Below are 15,756 nucleotides of genomic sequence, written 5' to 3'. Positions count from 1 at the left end.
TGAAGTAAAAAAATGAGAGTTATAAAATTAATAAAAGATTTTTTTCTTAAACCATCACATAAAATTGGTTTGGGAATATTAGTCGTATTGGGGTTTATTGCAGGTGCTATTAGTTGGCAAAAATTTAATGATGTCATGGATGCGACGAGTACAGAAGAATTTTGTATCAGTTGCCATTCAATGCAACAACCATTCAATGAATTAAAGAATAGTCCACATTGGTCAAATACCGCAGGTGTTACTGCGACATGTTCTGATTGTCACTTACCTCATGATAAAACCGCTAAGTTTGCGAGGAAGATGCAGGCTAGTAGAGAAGTATTAGCTGAATTAATGGGAAAATACAAAGAGGAAGGGAGTTTCGAGAAACATCGTTTAGAAATGGCAGAAAGAGAATGGAAGCGATTTGCAGCAAATGGTTCTAAGGAGTGCAAAAACTGCCATAGCTATGAGCGGATGAATTTTGAAAATATGTCGTTAGCTGCTCAAAAAGCAATGAAACCAGCGGCAGAACGTAATCAAAGCTGTATGGATTGTCATAAGGGCATCGCTCATCACAAACCAGTGCAGAATGAAAATAATATTACTGTTTCTAAGTTTGAGAATTTAGTGATTACATCCTTAAATCAAGGAAACACCTATTACACTAAAGGCAAAACAGAATTATTTTTTGATGAAAAGAGAAGTCAGCATATTGGTCAATTGGAAACTGCTGTACCAGTAACATTCATAAAATCGGGTGAAGAGGCTGATTTAGTTGAGTTGTATATGTGGAGAAAGGCGAAAGGATTTGGTCGTATTTGGTATAACGCATTTGGCAAGAATATTGTAGATGCAATCATGACAAAAGACTTTATGCAAAATGCCAAATTTGAAGTAATAGAAAGTAAAGAAGATCCGTTAACCAGTCTCGTTTGGCAGCATATAAAACTTCAAGTATGGATACCTAAATCATCTTTAATCGAAGATATTAATACGGTCTGGAATACATTAGAAAATACCTATAAAGAACAATGTAGTATTTGCCATAGACAACCAGATGTCGCGCATTTCGATGCGAATTCATGGATTGGATTATTTAATGGTATGGTTGGTTTTACCAATATGGATAAGGCAACAAGTAAAGAAGTATTACGTTATTTGCAATTACATTCTTCAGACTTTCAATCACATAAAAAACAAGAAGTTGAACAAGGGAATAAATAAGGGGAACAATTAATGGAACAGTCACGTCGTCAGTTTTTAAAGAATATGTCAGTTATGGCAGCTGTGTTAGGTTCTCCAAATTTTCTTGTATCGAGAAGTGTGTTTGCTGAAGAACAAAATATTTCTGAGTGGAAAATAACTGGTTCACATTGGGGAGCAATTAGAGCGCAAGTGAAAAATGGAAAAGTCATTGATATAAAACCTTTCGAGCTCGATAAATACCCAACAGAAATGATTAATGGTATTAAAGGATTGATTTATAGTGATGCTCGTATCCGTTATCCAATGGTACGTTTGGATTGGTTAAAAAAACGTGAAAAGAGTGATACATCACAACGAGGAGATAATCGTTTTGTACGAGTCACTTGGGATGAAGCATTAGATTTATTTTATGAAGAATTAGAACGAGTACAAAAAAATTATGGTCCTTGGGCATTACATACCGGCGCAGTCGGTTGGCGATCAACAGGGCAATTTCATAGCTGTGGTAATCATATGATTCGGGCTATAAGTATGCATGGTAATAGTGTCAGTACGACGGGAGATTATTCTGCAGGAGCTGGGCAAGTCATTATGCCTTATGTGCTAGGTTCAACAGAAGTCTATTCACAAGGGACTTCTTGGGAAATTATTTTAAAAGAGAGTGAGAATATTATTTTCTGGGCAAGTGATCCTATTAAGAACTTACAAGTTGGCTGGAATTGCGAAACTCATGAAGCATATGAATATTTAGAACAATTAAAACAAAAAATACAAGAGAAAGGGATTAATGTTGTTTGTGTGGATCCTGTTAAAAGTAAAACGCAAAACTATTTAGGTTGTTCATATCAGTATATTCACCCACAAACAGATGTACCGTTCATGCTGGCGATTGCCTACGTTTTATATACAGAAAAATTATATGATCAAAAGTTTATTGATATGTATACCGTAGGTTTTGATAAGTTTGTACCTTATTTACTTGGTAAGACAGAAGATAAAATAGCAAAAACTCCAGAATGGGCAGAAAAAATCTGTGGCATATCAGCAGATAAAATTCGAGAGTTTACCCGAATGTTAGTTGGTAAGCGTACTCAACTGATTTTTGGGTGGGCAATTCAGCGTCAGCAACATGGTGAACAACCGTATTGGATGGGAACGGTATTGGCAGCTATGTTAGGACAAATAGGTTTAGCTGGAGGTGGTATTAGTTTTGCCCACCATTATAGTTCTATTGGTATCCCAGCATCCGGAGCAGCGATGCCTGGCTCGTTTCCTTTAAATGTGGATGAAGGACAAACACCAAAATATAACAACACTGATTATAAGGGGTATAGTAGAACAATTCCTTGTGCCAGAATGACGGATGCCTTATTGAATCCAGGCACAAGTATTGAATGTAATGGTAAAAAAATTATTTATGCGCCATTTAAAATGGCTATTTTTAGTGGCTGTAATCATTGGCATCGCCATTCAGATAGGAACAAAATGAAAAAAGGCTTCCAAAACTTGGAAACTATTGTATCTATCAATTATAGCTGGACCGCAACTTGCCGTTTCTCAGATATTGTATTACCTGCTTGTACATCTTTTGAGCGTAATGATATTGATGGATATGGTTCTTATAGTAATCGTGGTGTGATTGCTATGCATAAGTTAATTGATCCGTTATATCAATCTCGAACCGATTTTGAAATTTTTAAAGATTTGTGTCGTCGATTCGGAAAGGAAAAAGAGTATTGTCGGAATATGGATGAAATGATGTGGGTAGAAAAACTTTACGAAGATTGTCGTAATGAGAATAAAGGTAAGTTTGCAATGCCTCCTTTTGCAGAATTTTGGCAGAAAGGATATGTCTTATTTCCAAAAGGTAAACCTTGGGTACGTCATGCAGATTTTCGTGAAGATCCTGAATTATATGCCTTGGGGACACCATCTGGCTTTATTGAAATTTATAGTAATACTATCGCTAATTTTAATTATGATGATTGTAAAGGCCACCCAATGTGGTTTGAAAAGATGGAACGTTCACATGGTGGCCCTAAATCAGAGGTGTATAAGTTTTGGTTACAATCTGTTCATCCAGATAAACGCTTACATTCACAGTTATGTGAAGCAAAAGAATTACGTGAAACATATAGTATTCAAGGAAGAGAACCTTTATTTATGAATCCAAAAGATGCTGAAAAATTAGGTATTAAACATGGTGATCTGGTTAGGATTTATAATGAGCGCGGACAAGCTATTGTAGGAGCTCATCTATCCGATAATTTTGCTGAAGGCGTAGTACGTTTGCAAGAAGGTGCTTGGTATTCACCATTGGATGAAAAGATTGGTGCTATTGATACATATGGCGATCCTAATACGATGACATTAGATATAGGAACATCTAAATTATCACAGGCAGTATCTGCGAATACCTGTTTAGTAAATATTGAAAAATTTACTGGTGTTGCTCCTATGCCAAATGGGTTCACTGGAGCAATTGAAGTAGCATTATGATGCAATTATCAACGCAAGAACGTCTATTTCTCTATACTTGGCTTAATAGTTTGTTAAGCCAAGAGTTATCCCAACAACAATTATTAGCATATCAGACAGGAACGTTTGATGATTTATTCTGTTTTCTCACTAATCAGGGATTTGCTGAAGAGATTATAGAGCTTAAACAAGTATTAAGAGATTTGTCTAACGATAAATTTGCTTATTTAGAATTAGCAGCTGATTTTGCACAATTGTTTTTACTAGACAGTACTATCAGTGCAGTACCCTATGCTTCAGTATATTTAGACAAAGAGGTATTAGAGCAACATTTGCAGTATTTAGATCATCTGCTAGCAAGTTTTCATCTGCAACTTAATCAAGATCTCAAAGAACCAGCAGATCATCTTTGCGTACATCTAGAATTATTAATTAAATTGATTGAGCAACGTTCCATTGATGAGCAAGAGCTATTTATTCGGCAACACATTTTAGTATGGTTTGAGTTACTACTAGAAAAAATAGGACAAATACAAACAAAATTCCATTTTTATCAACCATTATTGAAAATATTGCATCACCTTTTGTTAAAAGACGCAGGTTTGATTTAAATCGATAGTTAAGGTTTATTCTTTTAGGTTTATGGGCTAAAAAATCTGGTGAATGCGTTTTGGCGGAGTTTGGTGAAATAAAAAAGGTTTACCCATTTGAAATGGGTAAACCAGGCTTAGTTTAGGAGCTAGAGTTAGAAATTTAATTTTTGATGAAAATATTTTTATATTTATCGAAGATAACAGCGATGATAAGGATTAAACCACGAATAACGTATTGCGCAAATGGTGAAACATTTAATAAGTTCATCGCATTTTCGACGGTACCAAGGATAAGTACACCCGCAATAAGATAAGAAACTTTTGCAATCCCACCATTTAAAGAGACCCCGCCTAATACACAAGCAGAAATAGCGGTTAATTCAAAACCAATAGATGTCATTGGTTGACCACTAGTCATACGGGCTGCTAACACAACACCGGCAATAGCTGCCATTAAACCAGAAATAGTGAAGATAATAATTTTGTATTTGGTTACATTGATACCGGCTAATCTTGCAGCTTCTTCGTTACCACCAATCGCGAGAACATTACGACCGAATAATGTTTTATTTAATAAGATTGAGAAGATAATAAAAGCAATAATAGTTAACCAGATAGGTACAGGAATACCAAAAATATTAGTGTTACCAAGAGCAAAGAAGCTTTCTTCTTTGATACCGACTGCAATACCATCAGAGATGATATAACCAAAACCACGAGCAATTTGCATAGTAGCAAGTGTAGTGATAAATGCATTGATATTTAGTTTGGCAACAATAAATCCATTAATTAAACCAAAGATGATTCCCATAGCAATTCCAGCTATACCGCCAACAAGAACATTTCCTGTTGCATTGATGACGACAGCGCAGACTACACCAGAACAGGCGATAACAGATGCGACGGAAAGGTCAAATGCACCAGCTGCTAAACAAAGCATCATTCCACAACCGACTAAACCACTCATAGAAATGGCTAAGCCAAGTCCTTTCATATTGACGAAAGATGAAAAGTTAGGAATAAATAATAGGCAAATAATAAAAATGATGGCAAAAATAGATAACATGCCAAATTTATCCCAAAAGCGAGATAAATTAAAATTGTTGTGAGTACGCGTAAGGGTTTCGGTAGCCATAAACTTTCTCCTCAGTAATTCTTTAATTTTTGTTTAGCATTGCATATTTAAGAGCAGCTTCTTCACTAAATTGTGATCTAGCTAATTCCCCAGTAATTGCCCCATTTTTCATCACTAATAGGCGATCTGATAAGCCTAAAACTTCAGGTAAATCACTGGAGATAATAATGACGCAGACGCCTTTATTCGCAAGTTCGTAGATAAATTGATAGATTTCTGATTTAGCGCCAACATCAATACCTCTTGTTGGTTCATCTAAAATGATCACTTTGGTATTTAATGAAAGCCAACGACCTAAGATCACTTTTTGTTGGTTACCACCTGATAAGTTACCGATTAATTGGTATTCTGATGGGGTTTTAACTCTCAATGCAGCGATTTGTTTTTTAGCATTAATATCTTCCCAGTCTTCTTGGATAAAAGTGTTTAGACTTAAATGATTTGGTCTAGCACTCATATTAATATTTTCTTTTACCGATAGAATTGGCACGATACCACAGGCTTTGCGATCTTCAGGGCAGTAAGTGATACCATAACTGATAGCATTTTTAGGGCTATTGATTTGTAATTTTTGATCTTCAAAAAAGATTTCACCTTGTTGTTTTGGATCAGCACCAAAGATCAAACGGCATAGTTCGGTACGACCAGCTCCAACTAATCCGAATAATCCTAAGATTTCTCCTTTTTGTACGGAAAATGATACTTCTGAGGAGAGTTTTGCCCCTTTTAGATTTTTGACAAATAAACCAGGCCCTTGATATTCACGAGATGTATAGTGATAAATATCGTTGATATTACGACCAACCATTAAGCTCACTAATTTTTCATTAGTCAGTTGATGAATATCATATTCAGTTTTCACATGTGTACCATCTTTAAAAATAGTGATGGCATCACATAAAGAGAAGATTTCTTCCATACGGTGTGAGACGTAAATAATGATACAACCGCTATCACGAAGTTCGCGGATAACTTTAAATAAGTTTTGAATTTCTCGATTAGAAAGACTACTTGTTGGTTCATCAAAAGCAATAACTTGTGCTTTTCTACTGAGTGCTTTCGCAATTTCTACCATTTGTCGTTGCCCAATAGATAGCTCTTTCAATGGAGTATCAGGAGAAATAGTTTCACCTAAACGTAATAAAATTTGTTTAGCATTTTGATTTAAAAGTTTTTTATCAACACAACCATTTTTTATTGGAAATTGGCCAAGATAAATATTCTCAGCAACAGTTAATTCTGGAATAAGATTTAATTCTTGATAAATAATCGCAATTCTATTCTTTAATGCCTTTGCTGTATTATTATTTACGATAGGGACATCATTTAATCTTAATTCACCTTCATCAGGTTGATATAATCCACTTAATATTTTTAAGAGTGTCGATTTTCCTGCACCATTTTCACCCATTAATGCGTGAATACTTCCAGCTTTTACATCAAAAGTAATATTAGAAAGTGCTTTTACTCCAGGAAATATTTTGCTTATTTTATGGAAAGTTAATAATTTAATTTTATCATTCATATTCCCTCCTGCTACCTCTATTTCCAGTTATTCAATACTGGAAATAGAGGAAATGAATTTAATAAAGTTATAGACCTTTTTTCTCCAACTCTTTTTTATAATTTTCACGTGTTAATAACACGACATCAGATACTTCTAAGTGAGTTGGATTTGGTGCTTCACCTTTTGTAATCCATTTGTAGAGTAATTCAGCAGTATGGTAACCATGAACGTCTGGGCTAGGTAATAAAGAACCATAGAAGCCAGTAGGTTTTTCTTTAGCAAGTTCATTTTTCGCATCAGTACCATTAATACCGATGGCAATGACGTTATCTGCATTAAAACCTTGTCCTTCTGTTGCGCGTACACCACCTAATACAGTATTGTCATTCATACCAACAATTAACCATTTTTTCACTTCAGGGTGTTGTACTAATAAGGAATTTGCCGCATCTAATGCACCCGGAATATCGTTGGTCTTGGTAGGTACTCGATAAATTTTTTCTGCTGGGAAACCTAGTTTAGTGAGGGATTCAATCGAACCATGAACACGACGACGAGCGGTATCTAATTCGTCAGCGGTAATAGCCATCACTGCGGTTTCAGCGATGTCCCATTTACGTTTTTGCATTTCTTTATAAAGTTCTTCACCTTGGCGGCGGCCAATATCAGTTGCAGCCATCATCACTAAAGGCACATCTTCCATAGGTTCACCTTTAGCATTAAGGAATTGATCATCAACAGTAATCACCTTGAGATCGTATCCTTTCGCTTTGGCTATAATGGCAGATCCAAGTTTTGGATCTGGGGTACAGATAACAAAGCCTTTTGCACCAGAAGCTGCGATAGTATCAATAGCATTTAATGTCTTTTCACCATCAGGAACGGCGATTTTTATCACTTCAAAACCGTAATCTGCACCAGCTTTATCAGCAAAAGTCCATTCAGTTTGGAACCATGGTTCTTCAGGTTGTTTAACTAAGAAACCAATTTTTACTTTTTCATTATCACTTTTACCAAAAAGTGCTGCAGATGCATTCATAGAAATAGATAAGCTACCTAGAAGTAAACTAGAAGCTAAAATACTTTTTAAAAAGGTTCTTTTTTTCATGATATTTCCCTCATGGTGATTAAATAGTCGGGCTTCATTTTTCATAAAAAAATATTTTTTTTAAGTGAGCTTGATCACAAAAAAAATTTATGACCTAAATGTCCATATATTTAGCCATTAAATTAATTATGAGAGATTTGGTAAGGTTTTTTATTTAAATTAGTAAAAAATTAATAGCAATAAATTCCATATTAATAACAGAAATAGATATAGAAAAAATAGGGATAAATTCCGATTATTTGGTCTGCATTAATAGCTTAATGGGACTATAAAAATGGAAGAGAATAAATATGTAATAGGATTAGATTTTGGATCAGATTCTATTAGGGCATTAATTGTTGATGTATTAAATGGGAATGAATTAGGCAGTGGTGTTTGTCATTATCCTAGATGGATGGAAGGGAAATATTCTGATGCAAAGATATCTCAATTTCGTCATCATCCGCAGGATTATATTGATGCGATGACATCAGCTGTACAACAGGCATTATCTTCAGTAAACAAGGACATTGTAAATAATATTATTGGTATTGGTGTTGATACAACAGGTTCGACACCAGCTCCGGTAGATGAAAATGGTGTGGTATTGGCATTAAAACCGGAATTTGCTGAAAATCCAAATGCTATGTTTATTTTATGGAAAGACCATACTGCAATAGATGAAGCGGAAAAAATTAATCTGTTAGCCCATTCGGGAGAGTTTCCAGATTATACGCAATATGTTGGTGGCGTATATTCTTCAGAATGGTATTGGGCAAAAATTGCTCATATTAATGAACAAGATAGCGCAGTTGCTAAGGCTGCATATACTTGGGTAGAACTAGCAGATTGGGTACCAGCATTATTGACCGGAAATATTGCACCAAATCAAATTCGACGTGGTGTCTGTGCAGCAGGGCATAAAGCATTATGGCATGCTGATTGGGATGGTTTACCAAGTGAAGAATTTTTAACCGCGATCTCACCAACCTTAAAATCATTACGTGCGCATTATTCAAAACAAGTCTATACCTCAGATCAAGAAGCAGGAAAATTGAACCAACAATGGGCGGAAAAATTAGGCTTACCTATTGGCATTAGTGTTGCTGTTGGGGCTTTTGACTGTCATATGGGAGCTGTCGGTGCCGGAGCGAGAGAAAATGATTTAGTGAAGGTAATAGGTACATCTACTTGCGATATTTTGATGGTGAAAAGAGAAGATGTTACAGGAAAACTCATTGAAGGTATCTGTGGTCAAGTAGAAGGTAGCGCATTACCTGACTTTGTCGCTTTGGAAGCAGGACAATCAGCTTTTGGTGATGTATATGCGTGGTATCAACGATTACTAGCGTGGCCTCTTCAGTTAGGTGCAGAAAAATATCCTGAACTTAAGGAAAAATTACAGGATATTTCCTCTTCTTTATTACCAACACTTTCCCAGTTGATTGAACATCATTCTGATAGCCATGTTTTAGCGTTAGATTGGTTTAATGGTCGTAGAACACCTTTTGCTAATCAACATTTAAAAGGGGCGATCGTCAATATGAACTTGGGTACCAATGCTGTAGATATTTTTCGTTGTTTAGTTGAATCAACAGCGTTTGGTGCAAAAGCTATTAATGACTGCTTTTTAGATCAAGGGATGACGATTAAACGCATTATCGCTATTGGTGGTATCTCAAAAAAATCAGCAAGTATTATGCAGTTATGTAGTGACGTGATGGAAACGGAAATTGCCGTTGTTAAATCAGACCAATGTTGTGCATTAGGTGCTGCGATTTTCGCTGCATTAGCTGCTGGTGTTTATACCGATAGCATTAGCGCTCAAAAGGCGATGTCAAGTAAATTTATCAAAGTATATCAACCAGATAGAGAAAGAAGCCGTTATTACCGAGAAAGATATGAACAATATCTTATGTTTGGTAATTATATGGAAGAAATTATTATGGCAACTGCGGCTCAAACTGAGAAATAGGACAACGTTATGACTTTTAATCGTTATGAAATCAGTTATTTAAAAGAACAGGTTTATCAAGCCAATATGGCATTACCTAAATATAAATTGATTACTTTTACATGGGGAAACGTTTCAGGGATTACCGAAGATCGTCAATTTATGGTGATAAAACCAAGTGGCGTTGATTATGACAAGTTGACCGCAGACAGTATGGTAGTAGTGGATCTCAATGGTAATGTGATTGAAGGTAAATTACGACCATCTTCAGATACATTAACGCATATAGAACTTTATCGCCAATATCCAGAGATCAAGGGCATTGTTCATACACATTCACCTTACGCGGTAGTTTGGGCGCAAGCGAAAAAAGCAATTCCTGCGTTAGGAACAACACATGCGGACTATTTTTATGGCGATATTCCATGTAGTCGTGCATTAACAGAGCAAGAAATCAAAGAAGCCTATGAGAAAAACACAGGGAAAGTGATCATTGAAACTATTCAACAACAAGATCCTTTAGCTATTCCAGGGATTGTGGTCAGCGAGCATGGGCCGTTTGCCTGGGGTAATTCACCTGATAATGCGGTACATAATGCAGTGGTCTTAGAGGAAGTGGCCAAGATGGCTTTATTTAGCAAATTACTGAATCCAGAGTTAACAAGAATTGATCAACATATTCTTGATAAACACTATTTTAGAAAACATGGTAGCGATGCCTATTATGGACAAAAATGACAGAGCAAGATAAAAGGTGACATTTATGCAAAAAATTTATCAACAACAATTATGGTTTATCACTGGTTCACAAACATTATATGGCGAAGAGGTGCTTGCCACAGTAGATAAAGATAGCCAAGAAATCGTGGCGAATTTTAACCAAAGCCAACAAATTTCCATGCCGATCGTTTATAAAGGAACAGCAAAAAGCCCAACTGAAATTTATGATCTTTGTTTAGCAGCAAATAATGATAAAAATTGCGTCGGTATTATTTTATGGATGCATACATTTTCGCCAGCAAAAATGTGGATTAAAGGATTACAAAGTTTAAATAAACCATTTGTCCATTTGCATACTCAATTTAATGCTGCTTTGCCATGGAATAGTATTGATATGAACTTTATGAATACCAATCAAAGTGCACATGGCGATAGAGAATTTGGCTTTATTTGTACCCGTTTAGGTATTAATAGAAAAGTTATTGTAGGGCATTGGAAAAATCCTACTGTGCACTATGCATTAGATCAGTGGGGACGTGCAGCGATTGGTTGGAATGAAGCTCAGAATTTAAGAGTTGCTAGATTTGGCGATAATATGCGTCAAGTTGCAGTGACAGAAGGTAACAAAGTTTCAGCACAAATCAAATTTGGTTTTGAGGTTAACGCTTATAGTGTTGGTGCTTTAGCAAAAGTCGTAAATGCTGTTAGTGATGAAGATGTTGAGAAACTTATTGAAGAGTATTGCCAACAATATGAAGTTGCAGAAGAGCTGCTAACAACACCAGCATCACGTCAAATTTTACAACAAGAAGCTCGCTTAGAACTTGGTTTAGAACGTTTCTTAGAAGAAAAAGGTTGTAAGGCATTTACTAATAATTTTGAAGATCTTGTTGGATTAACAAATCTTCCTGGTTTAGCGACACAACGTTTAATGGATAAAGGCTATGGTTTCGGTGGTGAGGGAGATTGGAAAACAGCCGCAATGACCCGAATAGTGAAGGTAATGACTAAAGGATTACCTGGTGGTACTTCATTTATGGAAGATTATACCTATCATTTCTCTGCAGAAGATCAGGTGCTTGGTGCCCATATGTTAGAAGTTTGTCCTTCAATTGCTGCAGCTCGCCCTCGTCTTGAAATTCATTTGCATACTATAGGTTGTAAATGTGATGTTGCTCGTCTTGTGTTTACTGGAAAAGCGGGTAGAGCGATCAATCTTTCTTTAATTGATTTAGGCGATCATTTCCGTTTTGTGAGTAATCATCTTGAAACTGTTACTCCGCCAGAAGATATGCCTCATCTCCCAGTAGCAAGAGCATTATGGAAGCCATTACCAAATCTTGCTGTTTCTGGGGAAGCGTGGATTTATGCTGGTGCAGCTCACCACTCAACTTATTCTCAAGCAGTTACACAAGAAATGTTGGATAATTTTGCCGACATTGCTAATGTTGAGATGGTAGTTATTGATGAAGATACAAAAATTCGTGAGTTCAAACGTCTTTTAAAATAAAAACAATACATCATCCTAATTTTGTATAGAATATGCATTTATCAGTAATTACTGATAAATGCATTTTGTTGTTTAGTTAAATCATATTATTGGGAAGGTTTGTCTATTATGGAAAATAATAATCCTTTATTGCCTGGATATAAATTTGATCTGCATTTGGTAGCAGGGCTAACACCTATTCATCAAGGTGAAATACTGGATTTTATTATTGATCGACCAAATGGTATGAAAGGATATATATTAAATCTTACTACACAAGGTATGGGATATATTTATTCAGGAAAAGAATATTTCTCAGTAAAAAAAGGCGATTTAATTCTATTTCCACCACATATTATACATAATTATCAACGCCATCCAGAAATGGAGAGTTGGTATCACCGTTGGATTTATTTCCGTCCAAGAGGATATTGGAAAGACTTTTTGCAATGGGAAGAAAATATTGATGGAATTTTCTTAACCAGAAATATTGATCAGCAATCTTATCACTGTATTGAAAAATTATTTATTGATGTTGAGGAACAAAGTAAATCGACACAATCTTATTCTACAGAATTAGCAGAAAATTATTTAGAACAATTGTTAATTCGTTGTAAGCGTCTGCAACCAGCAAGTTTTTCAAGAAAAATTGATGCTAGAATTTTGCAAGCGATTAATTATATGATGGATGATATAAAACAAGATTATAGTATTAATGAAATTGCCGCTCATGTATATTTATCACCTTCTCGATTGATTCATTTATTTAGTCAGGAAATGGGAATGTCCATTTTAAAATGGCGGGATGATCAGCGAATTAATTATGCGAAGCAGCTGTTATTTACAACTAATATACCGATTGGTGCTATTTCACGTAATGTCGGATTTACAGATCCTCTATATTTTTCAAGGGTTTTTAAGAAGAAAGTTGGCGTGAGCCCTAAAGTATTTCGTGAGAGTTTTGTAGAAAATAGAAGTGAAAATAGTGAAGTAGAGTTAAAAGATGAATTGATTTAGTAGTATTTATATTTTTAGCTTAGTAGTAAATAATGTTGAAAAAGCCCTGCAAAGAGAGCAGGGCTTTTTTGTGGATAACTTTATGCCGTTGTATCTGGTTGTGGAATACCAAAATTAGGCATTCCATTTTCGTCCCATTTAATTAATTTTAAACGTGTATGACGATTAGGATCATAGAGTGGATCTCCAACAATTTCAGTGTAATTACGTGCGTGATACACTAAAACGTCTTCACCATGACTATCTTTGGTAAAACTATTATGTCCTGGACCATATTGATGATTTTCATAACTGGTACGGAATACAGGTGTTGGTGATTTGTGCCAATTAGTGATGTCATAAGGATCTGCATGAATATCAATCCAGAGTAAGCCAATACAATAATTTTCATCAGTAGCACTGGCGGAGTAACTAATAAATAGTTTATCCCCATGTTTCAATACTGCAGGTCCTTCATTAACTAGAAAACCGCGACATTCCCAATCATATTCTGGACGGCTAAGCATCATAGGCGAGCCTTTTAGTGTCCATGGATTTTCCATTTCACAAAGGTATAAATTAGAGTTCCCTGGAATATTAGGATCTTTTTGCGCCCAGAGATACCATTGTTTGCCTTGATGAGAAAATGTGGTAGCGTCTAATGCAAAAGTATCAAAATGAGTTTTCATTTGCCCTTTCTCGATCCAAGTGCCTGTTAAAGGATCTGCATCGCTGCATTCAAGTATAAACATACGATGTTGGAACATACCAAGGTGATCTAGCTGTTGAGTATGTGCTGCCGCAAAATAGATATACCATTTTCCTGCTAAATAGTGCAATTCAGGTGCCCAAATGAGTTGGCTCATAGGGCCAGATGCAGGCTTACGCCAAACTACGGTAGGAATTGCCTCGCGTAAACCTAGTAATGAATCAGCACGACGTATTTCTAAACGATCATATTCTGGCACTGAAGCAATAAAATAATAATAACCATCTTTTTGTAAGATAAAGGGATCAGCACGTTGTTCAATAAATGGATTTGGATAGGTAATCATTTATGTAATACCTCTGGTTTAAATAGCTTTATGTGTATGCAATTCGTTAAGTTCTTGATAATTATTACGACGTTTTTCTAAGTCGATTTGAATTTGTTTCATAAATTCGCGATCTACTTTTAAGAGTCTTACTACACCAGCAGTAATGAGATAACCGATACCAGGAATTACTGTAAATAGTAGCATGATACCATTGAGCGCAGATTCGCTTTGGGCTGTGGCACTTGCGTCATAGCCATACCAAGAGAGAAGGAAACCTACCATAGAACCAGCGATAGCAAGTCCAAGTTTGAGGAAGAATAGGTTACCAGAGAAACTAATGCCGGTAATACGTTTTCCAGTTTTCCATTCACCATAATCATCAACATCTGCCATCAATGACCAATGTAATGGTGATGGGATTTGATGTAGGATGTTTAATAAGATATAAAGTACGACGATTAATGCTGTGGCATGAGGATCTAAGAAATAAAATGCACATGAAAAGATTGCTAATACAATATTAGTCCAGAAGAAGACTTTTAATTTGCACCAGCGATCAGTCAATACTTTCGCTAACATACTGCCTACCATCATTCCTGCAACACCTAGACTAATAAATAAAGTTGCAAAATGTGCGCTTTGTTGCATTACCCAAGTAACATAGTACATAGTTGCTGCCATTCGGATAAAACCAGGGCAAACATTACAGAGTGTTAACAGTAAAATTCTTACCCATTGGTCATTTTTCCAAACATCTTTAAGATCAGCTTTTAAATCATCATTGGTTGGAATAGCTGGACGAATACGTTCACGTACTGTCGCGAAACAGAAAAGGAACATACACATACCAATAAAGGCGAGAATAGTCATCGCGATTTGATAACCTTTAGCCTTGTCATCGCCACCAAAAAATTCCACCATTGGTAATAATGTAAGTGAGAGTAATAATGTTGCGATACCAACTAAAACAAAACGATAAGATTGACAAGCAACACGTTCTTTTGGATCGTTAGTAATCACGCTACCAAGAGAACAGTAAGGGATATTAATTGCGGTGTAAGTAATGGATAAAAGGAAATAAGTGACGAAAGCATAAATCACTTTACTGTTATAACTCCAATCAGGAGTTGTAAACATTAACACACTAAACAAAGCGTAAGGAAATGCTATCCATAATAAATAAGGACGGAAACGACCATATTTACTTTGTGTTCTATCAGCAATGGCACCCATAATAGGGTCGGTGATTGCATCAATAATTCTGACAGATAGTAGTAATACACCAACTAATGCTGGAGCTAGACCAAAAATATCGGTGTAAAAATAATTCACGAATAACATGATGGCGCCGAAAATAATATTACATCCAGCATCTCCCATGCCGTAGCCAATTTTTTCTTTTATTGAAAGTTTATTTTGATCCATAAAAATATCCTTAGTAGATCATATTTTTATCATTAGGAATGGCTAAAGATTAATATCAGTTGTATGTACTGATATTTATTTTGCTACCTTAGATAAAAATAATATTGAACAGCCTAGTAATTAATTCGCGAATTATTTTCGAGGGTT

General features: G+C 35.6%; 12 protein-coding genes. 7 read left to right on the top strand and 5 right to left on the bottom strand.

All coding sequences use genetic code 11. The annotated features are described in order from the left end of the window. The first annotated feature begins 12 nt into the window (after window positions 1-12). From torC to torD, 3 genes are read left to right on the top strand one after another with little or no spacing between them, the layout of a single operon-like run. A complete protein-coding gene (gene torC / locus QS62_RS07510) occupies window positions 13-1,206 on the top strand; it encodes a pentaheme c-type cytochrome TorC (protein ID WP_066108212.1) in 1,194 nt (397 codons plus the stop codon). A gap of 12 nt (window positions 1,207-1,218) precedes the next feature. Next, window positions 1,219-3,687 (top strand): trimethylamine-N-oxide reductase TorA, encoded by a 2,469-nt coding sequence (gene torA / locus QS62_RS07505; RefSeq protein WP_066108209.1) that lies wholly within the window; start codon window positions 1,219-1,221, stop codon window positions 3,685-3,687. Then, on the top strand, window positions 3,684-4,277 hold the full coding sequence (torD, locus tag QS62_RS07500) for a molecular chaperone TorD (protein WP_066108206.1): 594 nt from the start codon (window positions 3,684-3,686) through the stop codon (window positions 4,275-4,277). Before torA ends, torD begins: the two co-directional genes overlap by 4 nt. Before the next feature lie 142 nt (window positions 4,278-4,419). Here torD and araH read toward each other — a convergent pair whose 3' ends face one another. From araH to QS62_RS07485, 3 genes are all read right to left on the bottom strand, one after another. Beyond that, window positions 4,420-5,394 (bottom strand): L-arabinose ABC transporter permease AraH, encoded by a 975-nt coding sequence (araH, locus tag QS62_RS07495; RefSeq protein ID WP_066108203.1) that lies wholly within the window; start codon window positions 5,392-5,394, stop codon window positions 4,420-4,422. A 22-nt stretch (window positions 5,395-5,416) separates the two neighbouring features. Then, complete coding sequence (araG, locus tag QS62_RS07490; protein WP_066108200.1) at window positions 5,417-6,919, bottom strand: L-arabinose ABC transporter ATP-binding protein AraG; 1,503 nt, start codon at window positions 6,917-6,919, stop codon at window positions 5,417-5,419. 67 nt (window positions 6,920-6,986) lie between these two features. Further along, window positions 6,987-8,009: an arabinose ABC transporter substrate-binding protein gene (locus tag QS62_RS07485; RefSeq protein WP_082966155.1), complete on the bottom strand. Its 1,023-nt coding sequence runs from the start codon at window positions 8,007-8,009 to the stop codon at window positions 6,987-6,989. A 274-nt stretch (window positions 8,010-8,283) separates the two neighbouring features. On the opposite strand from QS62_RS07485, the gene QS62_RS07480 reads away from it, so the two are divergent. The 4 genes from QS62_RS07480 (at window position 8,284) to araC (ending at window position 13,168) form a co-directional block, all read left to right on the top strand. Continuing rightward, entirely contained in the window at window positions 8,284-9,963 is a 1,680-nt protein-coding gene (locus QS62_RS07480; protein WP_066108197.1) for a ribulokinase, read from the top strand. A 9-nt stretch (window positions 9,964-9,972) separates the two neighbouring features. Further along, on the top strand, window positions 9,973-10,680 hold the full coding sequence (locus tag QS62_RS07475; RefSeq protein ID WP_066108195.1) for an L-ribulose-5-phosphate 4-epimerase: 708 nt from the start codon (window positions 9,973-9,975) through the stop codon (window positions 10,678-10,680). Between the two features lie 25 nt (window positions 10,681-10,705). After that, window positions 10,706-12,172 carry an L-arabinose isomerase gene (araA, locus tag QS62_RS07470; RefSeq protein WP_066108191.1) on the top strand — a complete coding sequence of 489 codons (1,467 nt, stop codon included), beginning with the start codon at window positions 10,706-10,708 and terminating at the stop codon, window positions 12,170-12,172. A gap of 108 nt (window positions 12,173-12,280) precedes the next feature. Next, the gene (gene araC / locus QS62_RS07465) at window positions 12,281-13,168 is read left to right on the top strand and encodes an arabinose operon transcriptional regulator AraC (protein WP_066108188.1); all 888 of its coding nucleotides are present in this window, start codon (window positions 12,281-12,283) and stop codon (window positions 13,166-13,168) included. A gap of 80 nt (window positions 13,169-13,248) precedes the next feature. Here araC and QS62_RS07460 read toward each other — a convergent pair whose 3' ends face one another. After that, complete coding sequence (locus QS62_RS07460) at window positions 13,249-14,202, bottom strand: glycoside hydrolase family 43 protein (protein WP_066108185.1); 954 nt, start codon at window positions 14,200-14,202, stop codon at window positions 13,249-13,251. An 18-nt stretch (window positions 14,203-14,220) separates the two neighbouring features. After that, the gene (locus QS62_RS07455) at window positions 14,221-15,609 is read right to left on the bottom strand and encodes a glycoside-pentoside-hexuronide (GPH):cation symporter (RefSeq protein WP_066108182.1); all 1,389 of its coding nucleotides are present in this window, start codon (window positions 15,607-15,609) and stop codon (window positions 14,221-14,223) included. Window positions 15,610-15,756: the final 147 nt, after the last annotated feature.

The organism is Gallibacterium salpingitidis (assembly GCF_001678495.1).
Lineage (GTDB): Bacteria > Pseudomonadota > Gammaproteobacteria > Enterobacterales > Pasteurellaceae > Gallibacterium > Gallibacterium salpingitidis.
Note: the sequence above shows the minus strand (reverse complement) of the source record. Positions and strands in the feature narration are given on the sequence as shown.

What these genes read in the sequence shown, in the direction of transcription:
- QS62_RS07480 (WP_066108197.1), top strand. Translation starts at nt 8,284, where the DNA reads ATGGAAGAGAATAAATATGTAATAGGATTAGATTTTGGATCAGATTCT.
- QS62_RS07485 (WP_082966155.1), bottom strand. Translation starts at nt 8,009, where the DNA reads ATGAAAAAAAGAACCTTTTTAAAAAGTATTTTAGCTTCTAGTTTACTT.
- araG (WP_066108200.1), bottom strand. Translation starts at nt 6,919, where the DNA reads ATGAATGATAAAATTAAATTATTAACTTTCCATAAAATAAGCAAAATA.
- QS62_RS07460 (WP_066108185.1), bottom strand. Translation starts at nt 14,202, where the DNA reads ATGATTACCTATCCAAATCCATTTATTGAACAACGTGCTGATCCCTTT.
- torA (WP_066108209.1), top strand. Translation starts at nt 1,219, where the DNA reads ATGGAACAGTCACGTCGTCAGTTTTTAAAGAATATGTCAGTTATGGCA.
- QS62_RS07455 (WP_066108182.1), bottom strand. Translation starts at nt 15,609, where the DNA reads ATGGATCAAAATAAACTTTCAATAAAAGAAAAAATTGGCTACGGCATG.
- araH (WP_066108203.1), bottom strand. Translation starts at nt 5,394, where the DNA reads ATGGCTACCGAAACCCTTACGCGTACTCACAACAATTTTAATTTATCT.
- araC (WP_066108188.1), top strand. Translation starts at nt 12,281, where the DNA reads ATGGAAAATAATAATCCTTTATTGCCTGGATATAAATTTGATCTGCAT.
- QS62_RS07475 (WP_066108195.1), top strand. Translation starts at nt 9,973, where the DNA reads ATGACTTTTAATCGTTATGAAATCAGTTATTTAAAAGAACAGGTTTAT.
- torD (WP_066108206.1), top strand. Translation starts at nt 3,684, where the DNA reads ATGATGCAATTATCAACGCAAGAACGTCTATTTCTCTATACTTGGCTT.
- torC (WP_066108212.1), top strand. Translation starts at nt 13, where the DNA reads ATGAGAGTTATAAAATTAATAAAAGATTTTTTTCTTAAACCATCACAT.
- araA (WP_066108191.1), top strand. Translation starts at nt 10,706, where the DNA reads ATGCAAAAAATTTATCAACAACAATTATGGTTTATCACTGGTTCACAA.